The 18,663-nt window shown below is 54.1% G+C and carries 22 protein-coding genes and 1 pseudogene; 10 read left to right on the top strand and 13 right to left on the bottom strand.

Annotation, left to right across the window (positions count from 1 at the left end; all coding sequences use genetic code 11):
• A pseudogene (locus P0O24_RS12610) lies at positions 1-94 on the bottom strand (IS200/IS605 family transposase); the annotation flags it as partial.
• A 259-nt stretch (positions 95-353) separates the two neighbouring features.
• Here P0O24_RS12610 and P0O24_RS08845 point away from each other — a divergent pair.
• Both P0O24_RS08845 and P0O24_RS08840 read left to right on the top strand, forming a co-directional pair.
• Positions 354-1,190 (top strand): hypothetical protein, encoded by an 837-nt coding sequence (locus P0O24_RS08845; protein ID WP_316969388.1) that lies wholly within the window; start codon positions 354-356, stop codon positions 1,188-1,190.
• 81 nt (positions 1,191-1,271) lie between these two features.
• Positions 1,272-2,057, top strand: a complete 786-nt coding sequence (locus P0O24_RS08840) for a hypothetical protein (protein ID WP_316969387.1) — start codon at positions 1,272-1,274, stop codon at positions 2,055-2,057.
• A gap of 145 nt (positions 2,058-2,202) precedes the next feature.
• Here P0O24_RS08840 and P0O24_RS08835 read toward each other — a convergent pair whose 3' ends face one another.
• Together P0O24_RS08835 and P0O24_RS08830 are read right to left on the bottom strand one after the other, a co-directional pair.
• Positions 2,203-2,742 (bottom strand): hypothetical protein, encoded by a 540-nt coding sequence (locus P0O24_RS08835; protein WP_316969386.1) that lies wholly within the window; start codon positions 2,740-2,742, stop codon positions 2,203-2,205.
• 168 nt (positions 2,743-2,910) lie between these two features.
• On the bottom strand, positions 2,911-3,477 hold the full coding sequence (locus P0O24_RS08830; RefSeq protein ID WP_316969385.1) for a hypothetical protein: 567 nt from the start codon (positions 3,475-3,477) through the stop codon (positions 2,911-2,913).
• Positions 3,478-3,962: 485 nt separating this feature from the next.
• On the opposite strand from P0O24_RS08830, the gene P0O24_RS08825 reads away from it, so the two are divergent.
• Together P0O24_RS08825 and P0O24_RS08820 are read left to right on the top strand one after the other, a co-directional pair.
• On the top strand, positions 3,963-4,262 hold the full coding sequence (locus P0O24_RS08825) for a winged helix-turn-helix domain-containing protein (RefSeq protein WP_316969384.1): 300 nt from the start codon (positions 3,963-3,965) through the stop codon (positions 4,260-4,262).
• A 2-nt stretch (positions 4,263-4,264) separates the two neighbouring features.
• Positions 4,265-4,597, top strand: a complete 333-nt coding sequence (locus tag P0O24_RS08820; RefSeq protein WP_316969383.1) for a hypothetical protein — start codon at positions 4,265-4,267, stop codon at positions 4,595-4,597.
• 63 nt (positions 4,598-4,660) lie between these two features.
• Here P0O24_RS08820 and P0O24_RS08815 read toward each other — a convergent pair whose 3' ends face one another.
• Entirely contained in the window at positions 4,661-6,520 is a 1,860-nt protein-coding gene (locus P0O24_RS08815) for a caspase family protein (protein WP_316969390.1), read from the bottom strand.
• Positions 6,521-7,477: 957 nt separating this feature from the next.
• Here P0O24_RS08815 and P0O24_RS08810 point away from each other — a divergent pair.
• Together P0O24_RS08810 and P0O24_RS08805 are read left to right on the top strand one after the other, a co-directional pair.
• Positions 7,478-7,726, top strand: a complete 249-nt coding sequence (locus P0O24_RS08810; protein WP_316969382.1) for a winged helix-turn-helix domain-containing protein — start codon at positions 7,478-7,480, stop codon at positions 7,724-7,726.
• A 442-nt stretch (positions 7,727-8,168) separates the two neighbouring features.
• Positions 8,169-9,137 (top strand): hypothetical protein, encoded by a 969-nt coding sequence (locus P0O24_RS08805; RefSeq protein ID WP_316969381.1) that lies wholly within the window; start codon positions 8,169-8,171, stop codon positions 9,135-9,137.
• A gap of 14 nt (positions 9,138-9,151) precedes the next feature.
• Here the strand turns inward: P0O24_RS08805 and P0O24_RS08800 are convergent, their stop codons facing one another.
• Positions 9,152-10,354, bottom strand: a complete 1,203-nt coding sequence (locus P0O24_RS08800) for a TIGR00375 family protein (RefSeq protein WP_316969380.1) — start codon at positions 10,352-10,354, stop codon at positions 9,152-9,154.
• A 62-nt stretch (positions 10,355-10,416) separates the two neighbouring features.
• Here P0O24_RS08800 and larB point away from each other — a divergent pair, with 62 nt between their 5' ends.
• On the top strand, positions 10,417-11,199 hold the full coding sequence (gene larB, locus P0O24_RS08795) for a nickel pincer cofactor biosynthesis protein LarB (protein WP_316969379.1): 783 nt from the start codon (positions 10,417-10,419) through the stop codon (positions 11,197-11,199).
• A 185-nt stretch (positions 11,200-11,384) separates the two neighbouring features.
• Here larB and P0O24_RS08790 read toward each other — a convergent pair whose 3' ends face one another.
• From P0O24_RS08790 to sfsA, 5 genes are all read right to left on the bottom strand, one after another.
• A complete protein-coding gene (locus P0O24_RS08790) occupies positions 11,385-12,743 on the bottom strand; it encodes an energy-coupling factor ABC transporter ATP-binding protein (RefSeq protein WP_316969378.1) in 1,359 nt (452 codons plus the stop codon).
• A gap of 10 nt (positions 12,744-12,753) precedes the next feature.
• Complete coding sequence (gene cbiQ, locus P0O24_RS08785) at positions 12,754-13,545, bottom strand: cobalt ECF transporter T component CbiQ (protein WP_316969377.1); 792 nt, start codon at positions 13,543-13,545, stop codon at positions 12,754-12,756.
• 4 nt (positions 13,546-13,549) lie between these two features.
• Positions 13,550-13,831 carry an energy-coupling factor ABC transporter substrate-binding protein gene (locus tag P0O24_RS08780; protein ID WP_316969376.1) on the bottom strand — a complete coding sequence of 94 codons (282 nt, stop codon included), beginning with the start codon at positions 13,829-13,831 and terminating at the stop codon, positions 13,550-13,552.
• Positions 13,828-14,526: an energy-coupling factor ABC transporter permease gene (locus tag P0O24_RS08775; RefSeq protein ID WP_394356758.1), complete on the bottom strand. Its 699-nt coding sequence runs from the start codon at positions 14,524-14,526 to the stop codon at positions 13,828-13,830. The genes P0O24_RS08780 and P0O24_RS08775 overlap by 4 nt, the downstream gene beginning before the upstream one ends.
• Positions 14,527-14,615: 89 nt before the next feature.
• Positions 14,616-15,344, bottom strand: coding sequence for a DNA/RNA nuclease SfsA (gene sfsA / locus P0O24_RS08770; protein WP_316969374.1), 729 nt, complete (start codon positions 15,342-15,344; stop codon positions 14,616-14,618).
• A gap of 57 nt (positions 15,345-15,401) precedes the next feature.
• On the opposite strand from sfsA, the gene xseA reads away from it, so the two are divergent.
• The 3 genes from xseA to P0O24_RS08755 all read left to right on the top strand — a co-directional run bounded on the left by xseA (position 15,402) and on the right by P0O24_RS08755 (position 17,590).
• Positions 15,402-16,607: an exodeoxyribonuclease VII large subunit gene (xseA, locus tag P0O24_RS08765; protein ID WP_316969373.1), complete on the top strand. Its 1,206-nt coding sequence runs from the start codon at positions 15,402-15,404 to the stop codon at positions 16,605-16,607.
• A 61-nt stretch (positions 16,608-16,668) separates the two neighbouring features.
• Complete coding sequence (gene xseB, locus P0O24_RS08760; protein WP_394356757.1) at positions 16,669-16,887, top strand: exodeoxyribonuclease VII small subunit; 219 nt, start codon at positions 16,669-16,671, stop codon at positions 16,885-16,887.
• A gap of 10 nt (positions 16,888-16,897) precedes the next feature.
• Positions 16,898-17,590 (top strand): SGNH/GDSL hydrolase family protein, encoded by a 693-nt coding sequence (locus tag P0O24_RS08755; protein WP_316969371.1) that lies wholly within the window; start codon positions 16,898-16,900, stop codon positions 17,588-17,590.
• On the opposite strand, the gene P0O24_RS08750 is transcribed toward P0O24_RS08755, so the two are convergent.
• From P0O24_RS08750 to P0O24_RS08740, 3 genes are all read right to left on the bottom strand, one after another.
• Positions 17,553-17,846, bottom strand: a complete 294-nt coding sequence (locus P0O24_RS08750; RefSeq protein ID WP_316969370.1) for a type II toxin-antitoxin system RelE family toxin — start codon at positions 17,844-17,846, stop codon at positions 17,553-17,555. The genes P0O24_RS08755 and P0O24_RS08750 overlap by 38 nt on opposite strands.
• Positions 17,843-18,034, bottom strand: coding sequence for a hypothetical protein (locus tag P0O24_RS08745; RefSeq protein WP_316966496.1), 192 nt, complete (start codon positions 18,032-18,034; stop codon positions 17,843-17,845). The genes P0O24_RS08750 and P0O24_RS08745 overlap by 4 nt, the downstream gene beginning before the upstream one ends.
• 129 nt (positions 18,035-18,163) lie before the next feature.
• Entirely contained in the window at positions 18,164-18,610 is a 447-nt protein-coding gene (locus P0O24_RS08740) for a TIGR00725 family protein (protein WP_316969389.1), read from the bottom strand.
• Between the last annotated feature and the right edge of the window lie 53 nt (positions 18,611-18,663).

The following is an 18,663-nucleotide window of genomic DNA, read 5'->3' as shown; positions in this document are numbered from 1 at the left end:
CATAGAGTGCTTTCCTTCGGTACTTGATGACTACCACCAAGTGATAGTGAAGTGAGTACACAGAATGTGCAGATCGGTTGAGCTTGTATTTCATTGGATTTAACAGAATGTGTGTATCCCATTATTCCCTTAAATAGTTATCGGTTAGCAGAAGCAAAGGGAAGGACTCCGCTTTCATCCCCACCCTGAAGGATGGGGACTTCCCGCTTCGTCCTTTCCGATCCTACAAGTTAAAAGAGGATTAAAAAAAGAGGATGAAAATTATACATGTATTCTTATAACCAATAAAATCGAATAGCCGCAACTATAACCTACCAATGTTACCGAAAAATTTATAGTAGATAAAATAGAGAGTGCACAAGTTAATAAAGGAGGTAATAATGAACCACAAGTCCGGATATGCGCTCGTTCTGATGCTCAGTCTGCTTTTTTTGGTTTCGAACGCCTGCGGCATCACCTCGAATTTTGGAGGAACCAGTGGTGGAAGCTCTTCCAGTATATCGGAGACGCTGAGCACCGATCCCAAGGGCGGCTTTTCCAGCACGTCGTCCCTGAACTACGGCAGCTCTGTAACCCTGCAGCAAAATACCCAGGTCAACGGCTTAGATTACCAAGGAGAAGAATCTGTATACAGCAACTACAACGACTATGTAAAGGTAACTTACAACTTGAAGAACGCTGTATTGGGGATATCCCTGAGCAACACCGCTGGCGCAAGTAACATGGGCAGTTATGCCATCGCCAGCGAGGAGTGGGACGTCGTCAGCGCAGACTCGATAACCTTCAGCGCCTTCGCCAGGAACAGGAAGAACTACGAGGCCAAGGTCACGACGGATATAACAAAGGGCGGCGTCGTCTTCACCAATGAGGCGAAGGCCTCCTCGACAGAAGCCATCGCCACCCAGACCCTCAACCAGGCATGGGGAGACAAGATCACCAGGACTCTGTCGGCAAAGAATAACCGGAAAAGGAGTGCCCATTATTCTACAGATTCGTTCTATTATACAGGAAGTCCGAAGAAATACGACTACAAAGACACGGCAAAGGCCACATATGGAGACGCGGTCTTAACCCCGACAGGTGGACCCGGAGCCACAAGCCCACCGGGGTTCGATTGGCCTGCACCGCCGAAACCTCCGAGCTATCCATTCTACCAGCCCACGGTGTGGCCCACGGGATCCGGATGGTAGAAGCGAGGGGAGTCGTTGCGCCCAGCTCAGCCTCGATCCCCAAACAATTTTTTTATATTTTTGTTGGATTGAGGCGATCACTTGAGATCTAATTATATCGGGCATCTGTTTATTGCTTTAATTGTTATATTCTTCTTAACTAATGTGAATGGCGCAATATCCTGGTTTGCATCTGTAGACGGCTGGGAGATATATAGAGAGAGCGGCACCGTGGGCTTCGACATGGAGGGCCACGTAACCGGAAAGATCTCATCAATAAACGTGACCCCCGACGGCAGAAGCATCGGAGGATATCATTCAAGATACGCGAATGCAGGCTTGAACGATGTCCGTATCGAGGATAGGACAGGGGCATATGAAGGATCCTTCGAATATAGCGAATCCCTCTACTTGCGTTCATCCGCGAAAGAGGAGGTCAAAAGAGAGGTGATCAAGCCCCGTGGTGAGGCTAAATACATATTTAACTATTATGAATTATGGCCTGTAATAATCGGCTCCGTCCGAGAAGTCCGATACGCCGGCACTGGAATCAATGATCGAGAATTCGCCGGCAATAATCTAGATTACATCGGGTCTGGCTTTCTTTATAATACAGAACTCTCGAAGATCAATATACGCGACCTGAAACTGGAGCGGATGAACATGACGGTCATCGCAAGTGACGATGGCGTTGAGCGAGTTATCTTCCAGCCAACTAAGAATACGAGCGTCTTCATTGATGCCGAAGCCACGGGAGTCACCCGCCTGAAATATCGACAGGTAGCAAGCGACCAAAAGACCATTTTCAGCGAAGGAGATGAGCATATCTCAGGGACGAATAGACAGCGAACGGTGATACAGATGAGCACGGTCCATAAAAGGGACTAGATAGACGGATGACGGGGGCAGGGCGCCAGAGCCGATAAGTTCGGGGATCCTGCCGGCGGCTTGCTGAATAGAACCGCTCATGAACCCATCGATAGACTTGATGGGCACGATGTTGCGGCCCGTGGCAGATTGCGGATGGCTCTCCTCAGGCCGGGGAGCTATCGGCCGAACCAGACTTCTGGACCAGGGCGAATTCTTCTATGCTTCTCTCATAATAATATACGCTCAAATTGAAAGCATCCCTCGCCAGAATGGCGTAGGCATTGTTGCCCGTCTCATAGAACTTCCCCATGTTCCACAGATATTCCTCAAGATAATCCAAAGAACGCTGAACATAGAAGTGATATTTGACGTAATCGTCTGGAGGATCTATCCGGCTGGCGGCATCTTTAGTCCTGGATGCAAGAACGAGTATGGCCATCGTCACCATAACGGCATCTCTATTTGTAATATTTTTTTTCACAAATTCGTCTAAAATGTCGGACGAATAACCGAGATCTTCATTATATTGAACGCGAATATCAGTCATTTCCTCGATATAATGCAATCCATTTTGTCGTTCAGTTATATGAGAGAGCGTTTCGGAAGAGTTCAGATCCGTCGGCGTAGCCGTCCCATCGAGGCCAGCTGAGACGCCCGGAGCGATCACCATCAATAAAATGAGGGCGAGATTTCTCCCTTGCATAATGGTATGCATCTCTAAGGTTCTATATATTATTACCTTTCGGGAAGAACATCCCTCGAATCAAAATTTTGGTCAGCATGATGGTTGATTTATTACATCAGCTGAGGGACCGGGCGGTGTCAGTGATTTTGCGTTTCAATCCTGAAGATGCTTCTCTTTACAAGAACATCAAAAATTCATACCACTGATTACGATCTGATCTAGCATCTGATAGGTCTTGTGAAAAATTGGATCTGACGTTGTTACCTCAATAATACTCTCATCGAGATCATAGGGATTTTCCCATGAAGAGAACGCCGGATAACTCCACTCCAAATACTCTGCACCTTGAGATCCGGTGATGTCAGATCCGAAAGGGATGATGGGCGAATCCGACGTGATCGATGAAGGTTGATCAGCAGAGATTTCAGACGAGGGAATGGTAAATTTCATCCCAAATATGTCATCTATTTGATATGAATCCTCGATGATGGTGTTCAAATCGAGGGATATTTCGCTCTTCAGAGAATTGTAGTCCTTAGATGGAGCATCGGATATTATATTCAAATTATTATTTATGTCCATCTTAATGGAGAATATGGATCCGACTTCGGAATCCGAAGCCTGATCTAATGCATACTGAGCGCTGAAGTGGCGAATCTCATCATCCCCACAGGCACCGTCAGCCGCAGCTAGGAGCAATATGAGCAGAGTCGCCATCCATTTTATCTTATGATGAGTTACCATCTCCAGCACCACTAACCATTTGAGGGGCGGAATCGATACATAATATGGCGATGGAGTATATGCTGTTGATATAATATATCATGATGTGAATCGCAATTAAGAACAAATCGTTAGTACTATGAATAAGCAACCAGTTTATAGTCAAGAAACAACAACTAGTCCGTGCTAATTGGTCAATCGCAAGAATGAGCCAATATTTTGCGGGCGGTGCTAACTCCAGGCTTTTGCGAGTATGGCATTTGCTCCACGGGTATCGTCAAAGCACAATGCTGCAGATGGCAGCCGAAAAAGGAAGGCAAGTACCATCTTCCTCGGAGAAGGCCTTGATTGAGGAGGGGAACTAAGAGGAGGCGTCCAATCGGTTCCCTTCGATCTCAAATGATAGTTGACTCTGCTAATAAAGGTTGTGAAACAATCTGCAGTTCGGAATACGAGGTAACAAAGGTACAGAAGACCTTTAAAAGAAAGGCGAGCAATTAGGATGTGGTAAAATAGTGGTAAGATATCGACCAGCTGTCAAGATAATATTGAGGATTCTTGAATGCATCGCTCGATATCAGTCAAAGGACCGGGCTTTGAAGACCCATGTAATCCAGTGTGCCAACCTGAAGACGACGTCCGGAGAGAAGTACCTGAAGATGCTGCAGGAAGCCGGATATATCGTTGAGATGAAAGAGAAATGGGGCGGCCGGACCGTCATCGCCCTTGAGCTGACGGAGCTCGGAAAGGAGAGGTACAACTGGTTCAAGAGGATAAATTCAGAGCTCTTCGAGTCGGACGAGTGGAGTGATTGAGGATGTCAGATAAAGATAACCTCACGGATATATACTATGGATTTGTGGAGGAGATCGAGCGGAGGAAGAGATATTTGAAGCTTCTTATCATAGGGGGTTTGATCCTCGCGCCTGTGGGGCTCGTCGCGAACGGGATCGCATTTGTATCGTACTCGCACCAGAAGGGCTTCTTCGATTTTAATATGACCTTGACCGCCATAAACATCATCCTCTGCTGCCTCTTCGTGATCATAGGAATAAACCAGTATTCCCTCTTGAAGAGATGGAGAAAGGATGTAAAAGAGCTTGAAATGCTGGAGGAGAGGATATTCGAGGAGGTACTTCGTCCGAAGTGACTGGGCATCATCGGTCCTGTGTAAAGGCCGAGTCTTGATATGAACGAGAGCGGCTATAGCGGCTCATCTGATGAGGTGATAGCCCCCCGTCAAATCGATGATTTCGGGAGTCTGGCTCATAAAACGCCGATTGGACCACCGCACTGTATCTTCTCTGGCCTTATAGAAGCATTCTCTAAGGGATATATTCCCGCCCGATTGCATCTCCTCTTCTATGGCTCTGATTAAGTTGTACGTGAAGACGCTCCCTGATCCAAACCACTTTTCGTTGCTCGGCTCATCCTTCTTTGATGAGGTGAGAACAAGCTGCCCATCACCAGCTATTTTCAGATCGCCACTGTTACAGGCATCGATGATCACCGCCAGGTTGTTCAGATCCCTCATATATCCCCTCAGCTCCAGTTCGCTGATCAGGGTCGAGAGGTCATCACTCCTGGCATCCTGCGGAACAAGATAGAAGGTGCCATCATCATCCCGGACGCCATGGCCAGAGAAGTAGAATATGATATTTCCGCCATTTTGTTTCTTCCTGAGATCTTCCAGGGACATCCTTAAAATATTCTCCTTGGTGGGCTTCAACTCGGTATTGTCCGTCAGCTCGACGACTTGGTAGCCGCAGGCCTCCAATATTTGGGAAATATCGTTGGCATCATTTACAGCAGTGCGTAGTCCCCTCCAATCGGTATAGCTGTTGATCCCCACCACAACGGCGTAATTCTGGGGATTCTCACCCCTCTTGCCGCCGATCTCTTCCTCTTCATACCACCTGCCGAAGAGATAGGGTACAATATGCTCACTTGACCTATCCCCATTCTTAATCAAGAAGTCGATATTTCGATTGATATGGGGTGGGAGATCCTTCTTGACGTAACCGGTTTCGAGCAAACTTACATCCGACTTGACCAAGGAGCCCGAACCCAGGGCTGAATTGAAGCGCGGGTAATCTGATGGAACGGCTTTTTCTGTGTCGGCCTCTTTGTTATAGTTTAAATTCTTGCTGATGTAATCGAAGTTCGTGTCGATATCATGTATAGGATCATAGCTGCCTAAGAGCTGCTCGATCTCCGTCTCTTTTTTCACAACCCGTACCGGTTCGTATCTATAGCCCACATTTGCACTGTTTCCTGGGGTTAAATCCGGATTTGTGATATAAAGGCCGGGAATGATTACCGCGGTTGGTAGAACAGTTTCAGCGTATTTATATAATTCACCTGGATCAGATGATGAATACGATCCGATGTAGATATCCGCTATTGAAAGGTCGTCTTCAATATCGAAGACTCGGTTTAGGTTAGTATTCACATCCATCGACTTATCATAGGTGCTCACCATCGAAGGAAGATTCCCTGCTAGCCCCCGGGAAGATCTTATTTCTGACAGTGATAAATAATCTAAATTCGTCCCTATATCGGATCTGAGACCAGAACTCGACGCCAAAAAGCTCCTTTCGTCATCTTCAATATTCGCCAAATCGTAGACGAGGCGATCCAAATTTGAACCTGAATCTGATGCCAAATCAGAACTCGCGATCCGAAGGCCATTTGCTGAGGCTTCTATTGGTATTTCACTTCCCGAAGGCAGGCGATCCAAATTCATTGCTATCTTCGATCCTTGGCTGGAGCTGTCGGTAGAGTGGTCGCTTATCACCTTATGGCCGTCGTTCTCGTCTGCGGCGATACGATCCAAATTCGGATATAGGCCTGATGGCAGGTCAGACCTCGCGATCAGATATCCGATTCTATCATTAATCGACGTGCTGCCCAGTTGGTTTGAAGGATGAATGGATGCTGAAGCCTTTGCCGTCAGATCTTCCCCTTTGAGGCTGCTGCCTGCAGTCAGGAAATCCAGTGCATCATTTGATGCAGATATGGAGCCGCTGCTAAGGGCGCAGCCATCGTGCATGGCTATTATAGCTATCAACACCGTGATCAATAGCCGCCTCAGCTACATCACCTCGGGACCAACCGGCTTCATCTCTCTAAATCTAATCCCCATAATTTATGGTGATTATAAGTCCTATTTTTTCTTGCCAACATATATGAATTCTATGGCATCAAAGGATCTCATAAATATGTAAAAGATACGAGCGACATCCAATGAATAACAATTTCGATCATGGAAGAAAACGATTTGTATAAGAGCATTAAACTCGGTCTTTTGGCCGAAAACTGCATGTGGGGATTTAAAATAAATAATATTAAAATTTTGAATGTTTCCCGCAGAAACCTCGTTCGGCGGCTCTTGTTCCCGTGGAGCGGTTCATTCAGATATAGCTCCATCCGATCGGCGCCATTGAACCGATTTCTCGGTGCCATGACTGTATGCTTCAAAACCTAAACTCCAGGGCAATTAATAGCCATGGCCCCACAGATAGCGAAAAAACTTGATGCCCAATTACCAAAATTATAACTATGTATCAGGCATAATTAGGCTTACTGTTGTCGTATTTAGCCTGCATGGTTATTAAACTTGCGGATTTTAGGTCAAAAAGGCCAGTTCCTTGCTACATCGGCAATGGATAATGATCCTAGACGTGGTCGAATCTGTTGATCTTCATGCCTTCGCCGAAGAAGCCAGCATCAAGGGGGAAATAGCTGAAGCAAATCATGTATATGCCAACTGCAGAGACGAAAGCTGAATATATGTCCGTATTCGCGATCAGTATATTGACCAGAGGCCAATTATCTCCATAAATAAGGAGCTGCAACCACAATTTTTGGCTGACCATAGTTACTGAGATTCGGCATTTATTGAGGATACGTAGCTTCATAGAGGTCCATGGTACCGGAACATTTATACGTCAGAATGTGCCACAACATTATTGCTGAAATAGAGCAAAATTACTGCGACCAAAGAAAACTGCTGGAGGGCGAATAGCTTATGACAAGGAGGGACAGGATGCAGATAATGGTTTCGATCCTCAATACCTGCACACGAGGAGCGAACAAGACAAGGATAGTCTATCAGGCAAATCTGAACTTCAGGACGGTCAACCCGTATCTCGACCTTCTAGAGAAAAAGGGGCTTCTGCAAGTTACAGAAGATAGGACAACATTATATAAAACTACGCCAAGAGGCCTGGAATTGATCAATAATTTCTCTAGCATAAACGAAATGCTGAATTTATGATCAATATGCATGAAATGATGTAGGTTGAATGTCTCTTTGGGAATCTCCTCAAGAATGTACTCAAATGACTCTACGTTCTAAGTTTTCGCTTTAGCATGTATTTGCTAAATATACGCAGAACATAGGGATTGAAGTAGGGATTGAAGATCAAATGAAGCTCTCTGCCATGAAGTGGGCAGGTATCTTTGGAAGACCACAAAAAACTTTACTTGAAGCATTCATAATTTTTATCGAATACCCCGCAGCTTGCTGCGGGGTGCGCCGCCGCAACTTGACAGGACTCTGATAATAAAAAAATTTCCGTCGGATAGATAGTAATTTAAACGATCGATGTTATAATAACAGCAAGAACGGATCGCTCAAGAAGGTGAGGCTTTTGAAACGAATTTTGATGTTCTGGATCTCAATAGCGATATGTACAGCCATGATCTCGGGGACTGCCTTGGGATCACAGTTTAACGTTGAAGGAGGGGCAAGCCCCATAAACGCGGCTCCCGGAAACAGCAACAGCGCCGCTTTGGTCATATCAGTCGTTGACGAGAACGGAAACGCTGTAAGAGGCCTGGGACCGTCCAACTTCAGGGTTGATGCGACGATAGTGGCCCCAGGAGGTGCCCTGGTGGACATCACAAGGGCGGCCGAAGCGTCCAGGGCACCGGGCTTCTACATAGTTGAAATAGTTCCCACCACCCACCAGGGAACTCAATACACCTGGAAAGCGGGGATCTACCTGTTTTCTGTGACCGTAGAGCGGGAGCAGGGAGCTGCTCGGGGACAGGCCGTCGTTTCGATGGATCTCTGTAATCTCTGCACAGCCTCTGGGATGGGAACGGTCTCTGATGCTGTGGACATGATGGCTCCAGGCCTGACGCTCCCATCGGCGGATATCGTCGGGACGTTGACCCCCGCGGCGCGTCTTCCAGATCTCATCGTCACAGAGGTCGTCCCTGGCACCCCTTCCTTCGAGGAGGACGGCAGAGTGGCAAACCTGCCCCTCAAAGTCACTATTAAAAACGTGGGAGGAGCGACTGATAAGGACTTCAAGACGAGCGTTGACGTCATAGTCGGCAGCGGCGCAAGGTACGTCAGACCCTTCTCGGTCCCCGGCCAGACCGACATCTGGTACCCCTGGAAGGAAGGGCTGGGAGCGGGAGAAGAAGCGACCTTCAGCGGGAACCTTTACATAGGCGTCCCCTCAGGTGAGGTGCTTTACAACCAGGAGGCGAAGATCATGGTCTTCGTCGACAGCTGCTCAGGCGACGAGTTCATGCCCGAATACTGCAGGGTGAGAGAGAGCAACGAGATCAACAACGGGATGGAGGTTTCAGTTCGGCTGACCCATACGATCCAGGCGATCAGAGGGGTGCAGCTTCAGCCCGTTTTGACCATCCCAACGGCCAAAGTCCTTTGAAAGCCAAAAAATTTTTAAAAATCGAAGAGCGACCTCTGATCGTCGCTCCTTCTCTCTTTTGGAACTTTTCGGATCGTAACGCTTCCGTACTTTCCCCCACCCCCAGGCTCCACCACCACATCTTTCGACCGAAAGGCCCGGATGGCGTCAACGACCCTATCTTCGCCCCGGATCTCCGAGAGGTCCGTCTCCACCAGAACTTCTATCTCGCTCTTTCCACGGATCAGCTCATTCCAGATCTTCTGGACCCGCGAAGAATAAACCCCCTTCACCTCGAGAGCCATGGCGATGATCTCTGCTAGGGGTATCAGATGGAGGTATGGCGGCCTGTGAGGAGGATGGGCCGTTTCTTGTCGATCCGCCAGGATATCCACCCTGTCTTTGACCCCCACCTTTATCAGCCCCCCGCATTCGCATCTGCCCCTCCTATCCTTCATCTCTTCGATAGAGTGATGCCTGTAGCATCGGGTGCAGGCGGTTTGATTGTACTTTCCCTCCTCCGGGGGAAAGCCGACGTTCAGGGTGGGGCGGCATCCTCCCTCTCGCAGGATTGCCCTTCTCAGATCTTCAAAGGCCAGATCCCCCATCTCCATCTGGTTGAACTCTCTTCCCAGCTTGTTCGGCCAGGGGGAGTGGGCGTCGGAGTTCGATAGAAACGTCCTCTGCTCCAGCTCCGATATCCTATCGGCGTAGTCGGAGTCGGCGGAGAGGCCCAGCTCTACGTATCGGATCTGAGAAGACCGATCCTGGTAGCACTCATCGAGGGATCGGTAATGGGCGTATAGACCTGTCCAGGGGGTGAAGGCGTGGCTCGGCCCCATCATGCAGTCCGCCTCCAGGGTGGCGTCGGCGATCTCCGGGGGCGTCATTCTGAGGGCTGGCCTGCCTTCGGAGTCGAGGCTTGAGGTCCTTGCCGAGAAGGCCTCTCGAAGCTCCGAGGCCTTGGAGGGGTCGGGGACGATGATCAGGTGATGGACCTTTGAAGAGTCCTCCACCTCCGTCGTCAGAACGAAGGCGGTATCCCCCTCCCAGAAGAGACCGTCCCTCTCGGGGAGGGCGACGACCTCCTCCATCCATCGAGGGTGGAGACAGTCGCCGGTGGCCACCATCCTGATCCCCTTCTTCGCAGCCTCTCTTGCGATGGTGGCAAGATCCATCTTTCCGGAGGTGGCGGAGGAGTACTTCGAATGGATGTGAAGATCCATGTTAACCTTCATCAGAAGCTCCAGGGGGCGGGGGGGGATAAACCATTTATCCTCCCGAATAAGAGATCTTGTCGGTGAAGTTGAAGGTCAAAGATATCCTGGAGAGGTTCGCCGGAGGCGAGATCTCCCTGGAGGGGGCGGTCCGGGAGATGAACCTCCTCTCCTATCGGGAGGTGGGAGATATGGCGAAGCTCGATCCGTGCAGGATCGATAGGATCGGGATCCCGGAGGCGGTCCTGGCGGAGGGAAAGACCCCGTCGGACCTGGTGGAGATCGCCCTCTCATTCCTCGCGGCATCGAAGGAGGTCCTCATCACCAGGGTTTCGCCGGAACAGCTGGAGGCCCTGAGAGAAGCCCCCCTCCCCGAAGGTTCTGACCTTGTATGGGAAGGCCGGGCGAGGGCGGTGGTCATATCGGAGGACTCTATTAAGAAATTTTCTGGAGGAAAGGTCGGCGTCCTCACCGCTGGTACCGCCGACGTCCCCGTCGCCGAGGAGGCGAGGGTCACCGCAGAGCTGATGGGATGCGATACGATATCGGAGTACGACGTCGGAGTCGCGGGGATCCACAGGCTCTTTCCATCCCTGGAGAAGATGATGGACAGAGACGCCCTGGTGGTGGCTGCGGGTCGGGAGGGGACGCTGCCGGCGGTGGTGGCGGGGCTGGTCGAAGCTCCTGTTGTGGGGCTTCCGGTCTCCACCGGCTACGGCGCGGGGGGCAGGGGCGAGGCTGCCCTCCTATCGATGCTCCAGTCCTGTTCTGTGATGGTCGTAGTCAACATCGACGCCGGGTTTGTGGCTGGCGCTTTTGCTGCGAAGATAGCCAACAGGGCTGCACAATGGAGAAATATTCAATGATTGTTTTCAATTACGTGTAGGAAAACTATTTATACAATCGCACAGAGGTATAACCACGAGCGGGTAAACTAATTTTCACTAACCCCCACTCCCCTACCCGCTCACACCTAATCCTGTCTCGACAGTTTAAACAGTGCCCAGAGAGATGGTAGAAAGCGAGCTCTTGGGGTGATGCGTTATCGTCGTCAGGCGCTCTTGCCGGCGTCGGCTTGAATCTCCTCTGGCAATTTAGCTCTCTCCTGGGAGTTTTCATCGATGACGACGACACCGATCTTCATGCCGCTCTGGCTTGCGTAATCTTCTATCCTTCTTCGGGCGTGTTCCACCATTCCACCGTTGGTGAGGATGAGGACCTCCTCTCCGCAGAGAGCCCGGAGTATCGTCCTGTCTATGACGTTCGAGGATATGTCGGCCGTGATCCCATTCCGCTCGGCGAAGGCCCTGCTCCTGGTCCCCATCACCCCGACGAGATCTATCTTCCACTCATCTTTCATCCTCTTAAGATCTTCACCGTCCATCCGGTCTGTATCGGAGATGACGACGGCCCCGATCCTGATCGTCCTCTCAAGGGTCTCCACCACAGCCAGACCCCCTTCCTGGAGATGGACGACCCTCACCTGCTCTGGCCCGCCAGGATCGGGGATTACTTCCTTCACGCCGTCTGGTGGTATGGTCTCACCCACCTTCGTCCCGGAAGGGACCTTCATCCACCGGAGGTTCGGAGGGGTGAGGTGGCAGACGAGCTCCGGCACGCTCCTCGGAGTTCTTCCGGGGGCCGCCAGATCCCTCTTTGTGATCTCGTCGTACACCTCCATAATGAGAGGCTGCCGGAGCCCGGAGCTGGATAGGAGCCTCGCGTCCCCGAAGATCTCTTCCGGCCTCCCCTGGTATGCGATCCTCCCGTCGGCGAGGAGGTAGACCCGGTCCGACCACCGGTACGCCAGGTCGACGTCGTGGGTGGATATGATTATCGTCGTCCCCCTATCGTTGAGCTCATCGAGGAGGCCCATCACCTCCTCGGAGCCTGCGGGGTCGAGGTTAGATAGCGGCTCGTCCAGGATCATCACCTCGGGTTCCATGGCCATCACCCCCCCGATCGCCGCCCTCTTCTTCTGGCCGCCGCTGAGGTGGTGGGGGGGGCGATCTTTAAGCCCCTCGATCCCGACGTACTGGAGGGCCTTCTCGACCCTCTCTTCGACTTCTCCCCTGGATAGCCCCAGGTTCGTGGGGCCGAACCCCACGTCCTGGCGGACTGTGGGGGCGAAGAGCTGATCGTCGGAGTTCTGGAAGACTATACCCACCCGCCTCCTCGTATCCCGGAGGGATCGGCTGTCGTATCTGATGGGACTGCCGCAGATGAGGACCTCCCCTTCAGATGGGCGGAGCGTCCCGTTCAAAAGGAGAAATAGGGTGGACTTCCCCGAGCCGTTGGGTCCGACGAAGGCTATCTTCTCTCCCTTCTCGATCCTGAGGTTGACCCCCCTGATGGCAGCGGTTCCATCGGGATATGAGTAACTGAGATTTTTCGTCTCCAGAAGGCTCATCTTTTCCGCCTCAGAATATTGAAGATCCTCGAGAGAGGTAGGAGAGGGCGGCTATGAAGGTGACGTAGGTCGAGGCTGCCAGGAGTTCTTGGACCTTGATCGGTCGTTTATCCTCGAAGAGGGAGAGTTTTCCGTCGTAACATCTTGAGTCCATGGCAGTGTAGAGCTTTTCGCCCTGATCCATGGTTCTGAGAAATAGGGTTCCTGCCATCATCGAGAAGGATCGGACCGATGACCTGAACCCGTCGCATCCGAGCCTCATGACCTGGGCTTGCCTCATCTTGATCGCACCATCAAGGAAGACGAAGATGTACCGATAGATCATCATTGACAGCTCGACGAAGGTGTCGGGGAGCCTCAACCCTTTGAGGAGGGCGAAGAGCTCCACCATCGGGGTCGTCGTCGCCAGGAAGAAGAGGCAGCATATCCCGCTGATGGTCCTTGACACGACGAGGACCGCCATCTCCGCCCCTTCGGCGCTCGCCCCGATCCTCTGGCCGAAGAGCTCCAGGGAGAATATCTCGGGGCCGGAGCCGAAGAAGAGGAGGATGATCACCGCCCCGAAGAGGGCGAAGCTCAGGGGGGCGGCCGCCATCACCAGATAGAACCGGGCGGGAACTTTTCCCAGGAGGATCGCGGCGAAGCTCATGGTGAGGGCGATGAAGAGGGGGGCCACCGGCGAGGTGGACGAGACGCCGACGAGGAGGGCGGCCGCTACAAGAGCCAGCTTAAGCTTGTTGTTCTTCTTGCGAAGGGGGCTTCTTAGAGCGTAATCGTCCAGGAGGGCGTGATCCAAGGCCATTACCTCAGGCGGACCTTCTCCCCCGGTAGTATCCGAAGAAGTATCCTATGATTATGGCACCGATCGCCGCCTGGAGGCTGAAGAGGAGGCTCTCTATCTCGCCGCTGGGCGGCTCCCAGATCGGCGAAAACCATGGCTCGTAGGTGCCGCAGGTCAGCTCTTCTATGACCCCCTCCGCCTCACCGTCGGCCCCTCCCCATTCCGCTCCGCCGTCACTCCCGGCGACGTATAAAAATAGGGCAAATAGGAGGAGGATGGCGGCTCCAGCCAGAATTTCGCCTTTCATGCCGAGATCATCTCCTTGAGCTTTCCCAGCCTCTTATCGTCGATCACCTTCAGCCTCACCATGACATCCCCCTTCACCTGGATTATGTACTTGAATATCAGGGCGGTGATGACCCCCTCCACGATGGCGAGGGGCACCTGGGTCAGGGCGAAGACCGTCCCGAAGGCGCCCAGGGACCCGAGGACTCCGCCGGTCGCCGACGGGAAGGCAAGGGCGAGCTGGAGGGATGTAACGAGGTATGTGGCCAGGTCCGCAAGGAACGCAGCAAAGAAGATCGAGACGTAGAAGTTCAGCTTCGACCTCATGCACCCTCGATAGACGAGATAGGCGACGACGGGCCCCACGATCCCCATGGAGAAGACGTTGGCGCCGAGGGTCGAGATCCCGCCGTGGGCTAGGAATAGGGCCTGATAGACCAATACTATCAGGCAGAGGACCGCCGTTATGGCGGGGCCGAATATTATGGCGCCCATCCCCGCCCCCGTCGGGTGGGAGCAGGAGCCCGTCACCGAGGGGAGCTTCAGGGACGAGAGGACGAAGATGAAGGCTCCGGCGAGGGCCAGGAGGGGCAAAGTCTCCCTCCTCTCCTTTGCCAGCTGGTTTATCTTGTAGATCCCGTAGATCACGACGGGGAGGGAGAGGGCGTACCAGACCTCCCACCAGGGATGGGGCAGGAAACCTTCCATGATGTGCAGATTATCACTTCCTATTAGAGGCTCGGGTTATCTTCTGAGGCTCAGCCATCATGCCATATAAAGTTTGCTTGAGATGGCATCAATAAACTTTATTTAGGGCTGAAGAGCTCGACGGGAACCTCCCCCGCCACCTCCAACCAGCCGTCTTTATACCGGGCGACGATGGCGATCGCCTCCACCCCACCGGCAGCAGCCTCCCGGAGGGCGGCTCCGAAGGCCGGATCGGTCTCGTCGTTGGGGGCTAACGCTGCGGCGTCCTCCCTCATGACGACGAAGAGGACGCAGGCACGATACCCTTCATGTTGGGCCCTCAAAAGCTCCTGAAGGTGGCGGCGCCCCCTCTTGGTGGGGGCGTCGGGGAAGAGGGCGACGCCGTCTCTCACCAGGGTGCAGCTCTTCACCTCCACGATGGCGGGCCTCTCCCCGGCCAGGAGGAAGTCGAGCCTGCTCCTCCCAAAAGGTGGCTCGGTCCTGACGAGGCTGTAGCCGGAGAACTTCGAGAGCTCTCCTGAGGCGAAACCCTCTTTTGCGATCATGTTTGCGGCTCGCGAGTCCACCACCACAGTTTTCCCTCCTGCCGCCACGGCGAAGACGTCGAACTTCGTCTTCCGCCTTTCGGGGTCATCGGCGGGCCGCAGGATGAGGGGAGCTTTGGGGACGAGGAGCTCCGCGAGCCTTCCGGAGTTGGGGAGGTGGCAGTCGACCACCCTTCCCTCGCCCCCCTCTATCCCCAGTTCTGCCAGGATCGAGAACCTGCTCGTCCTCGATAGAAATTTGCCCGCAGCCATATCCCCTTCGATCTTAAGCCTAGCCGCCATTTCTTTCGGCCTACGCCGCGAGCCCTTAAATATGGTGGCGGTCTCATTTGATGGCGATTGAATCGAATATTCAGCGTCAGCGAGCTGAACCAGAGGATCAGGGAGAGGCTCACATCAGATTTGCGCCTCTCGAACCTCTGGGCCCGGGGGGAGCTCTCGAACGTCGTAAACCACCGTTCAGGGCACCGGTACTTCACCCTAAAAGATGGGGACTCCCAGATATCCTGTGTCCTCTTCCGGGGCAACAGCGGCGGCCTCGACTTCGAGCTCGCGAACGGGCAGAACGTCATGGTCTTAGGGGACGTGGAGTTCTACCGCCCCCAGGGGCGGGTCCAGATCCTGGTGAAGGCCGCTCGGCTCGATTCCGGCTTTGGCGGAAAACACCTAGAGCTGGAGATGTTGAAGGAGAGGCTCTCTGCCGAGGGGCTCTTCGATGCCGAGAGGAAGAGGCCTATCCCCTCATATCCCGCATGTATCGGGGTCGTCACATCCCCCGACGGCGCCGCCCTCCGGGACGTTCTGAGGGTCCTGGGGTCCTGCCCCGCCAGGATATTGATATCCCCGGCCGTGGTCCAGGGGGAGTCGGCTCCCAGGTCCATAGCCTCGGCTATCGCCGCCCTCCAGGGGATCGCCGACGTGATCATAGTGGGGCGGGGCGGCGGATCGGCGGAGGACCTCTCGCCCTTCAACTCGGAGGTGGTGGCGAGGGCGATCTCTTCGTCCATCAGCCCCGTCGTCTCCGCAGTCGGCCACGAGACGGACGTGACGATAGCGGACTTCGCCGCCGATGTGAGGGCTCCAACGCCGTCGTCGGCGGCGGCTATGGTGAGGCCCGACGTCGAGGGGCTGAGGGAGGAGCTTTCAGGGACCGAGGCTAGGATGGCCAGGTCCCTATCGGCATCCGTCGACCGCCGGCGGGCGAGGCTTGGAGGCCTCGGAAGGTCTCTATCCGGAAGGAGGATGCGGGGGGTCGTCTTCGAGGAGAGGCAGAACCTCGACAGGATCGCGGACCGGCTCGTTTCGGCGGAGGATATGTTGATCGATCGCCTCTCCGGAAGGCTGGAGGTGGCAGAAGGAAAGATTGAATCCCTCAGCCCCCTGTCGACCCTCAAGAGGGGCTACTGCATCGCGGTCACCGATGGGGGCATCGCAAGGCGCGCGTCGGATCTAAACGCTGGCGAGCTCTTCGAGCTGCTCTTCGCCGACGGGGGGCTCCTCTGCCGGTCGATGGGGGATAGGTTGGATCGGAGGCGACGGAGTTGAAGGATTTTGCGGATTGGAAGGATGTGACGGGTTGACGGAGATTAAGGATTCGTCCGACTCGATGGATGGGGCTTGCGACAATCTCAGCCTCGAGGCGTCTCTCGCGGAGCTGGAGGGGATCGTCCGGGGGCTGGAGGAGGGGGATCTGACCCTGGAGGAGAGCCTGAAGGCCTTCGAGAGGGGTGTATCTCTGGTGAAGAGGTGCAACGCCCTCCTGGACGGGGCGGAGCAGAGGATAGAGATCCTCACCGGGGCCCTCCCCGAGGATCTGGTGAGGTGAGGGTCCAGAAATGAGCGGGACGAGGGAACCGGACAGGAGGTCCCCGGAGAGGACCGTCTCCCTCCTGGAGGCGGGGGAGCGGGTGAAGATGGTCGTCTTCGGCGACTCCATCACCGCGGGCTTCGCCGTCCGGAAGGGCTTCGACGCCTTCTGGTTATCGATGCTTAAAGAGAAGTACCCGAAAGCCCAGGTCGCCATAATAAACGAGGGGGCGTGCGGGGCGACGAGCTTCGACGGCCTCGCCCGCCTCGACTGGTCGGTGATCGCCCACAACCCGGACCTCGTCACCGTCAACTTCGGGATAAACGACATGTATATGGGGGTCCGCCTCGGCGAGTTCAAGAGCAACCTCATCGAGATCGTCGAGAGGATCCTCGCGGGCTCTGGGTCTGGAGCGGGGCCCGAGGTCCTCCTCATGAGCTCTGAGCCCCTCACCACGCCCAGGTTCGATCGAATGGTCCTCAGCTACTACCAGATACTCGAAGACGTCGCCGAGGAGATGGGGGTCGGCTTCGTCGACGTCTACGGCGCCTGGATGGGGCGGGTCGCCGAGGGCGTCCCTCTGGAGAGCCTGATCCTCCCGGGGCTCGACCACCCGAACGAGCTCGGGTATAAGGTCATCGCCGAGGAGCTGATGCGCTTCTTATCCGGAGAAGATGGAGGGTTCAGAGCCGACCGTACATCTTGTGTGCCTTCTCAATGATGGTGACTGCGAGGATCCCGACGACCTTCTCGTCTTCAGATATCCGATAGAAGACGGTATAGGACCTTCCAACATGGAGCCGATAGAGCTTCTTGAAGCCGGGTAGATGGAGCGCCTCCCGGTCGAAGCTGCTGCTTCCTGGGAAGGGATCGTCGGCGAGAGAAAGACACCGCTCTGCTACAAGCCTCCTGCTCTTCTCGGGGAGGGATCGGAGAAACTCCAGGGCCTTCTCCTCGATCAGCAGCTGGTAGGTCAAAGTCGAAGCTCCACGAAGCTTCCCTCCCTCTCGATCCTCTCCATATCGAGGAAGAGCCGCCGCTTCTTCTCGTGCTCGATCATCTCCGCCAGGAGGCTCGCGAAGGTCTCTCCAGGCCTCTTGAGATCTGATAAATCCTCCCAGACCTCCCGGGTCACCGGTATCCTCTTATCGGCTGCTTCGCCCATGTAAGTGCTGTAAGGACTGCAAGGGCTTATAGGTTGCGGGTCGAGGGGCGCGGCCGGGCGGCGCGAAAACCACAGGGCTGGCTCTTTCTAGGATAAGTTCGCTTTTTGCCAATGAGTTACATGCGATCTTTACCCTTTCTTAGCCGTGCCTCTCCCCTCTGCGATCTCCATCGCCTCTTCGAGGCTCTCGGCCCGGACCATCCCCTCGACGTTCCAGTCCCCGAGGTCGATGACGGGCTTCTCCATCTTCAGGGCGAGAGCGATCTCCGAGAGGGTGCCGTATAGACCCGGAAGGGCGATGACGACGTCGGCGGACCGCGCGACGATGGCGTTCCTCCCGTGGCCCATACCGGTCCCGATGGCGACGGTGACGTAGGGGTTTGCCGCCTCCTTCTCCCCGGGGAGGATCCCGACGGCGACGCCCCCCGCCTCCTTCGCCCCCCGGGAGGCCGCCTCCATGACACCCCCGAGGCCGCCGGTGATCAAGACGTGGCCTTTTTGCGCTATCCTTCTGCCCAGCTCTCTTGCGAGGTTGTACCTCGTCTCCTCGTAATCTCCGGCTCCTACCACTGCCACCTGCAAAAAAACTCCTCCACGCGAGGCTATTATTATCCCCCGGAGAACTTATG

The organism is Candidatus Methanocrinis alkalitolerans (assembly GCF_029167205.1).
Classification (GTDB): domain Archaea; phylum Halobacteriota; class Methanosarcinia; order Methanotrichales; family Methanotrichaceae; genus Methanocrinis; species Methanocrinis alkalitolerans.
Note: the sequence above shows the minus strand (reverse complement) of the source record. Positions and strands in the feature narration are given on the sequence as shown.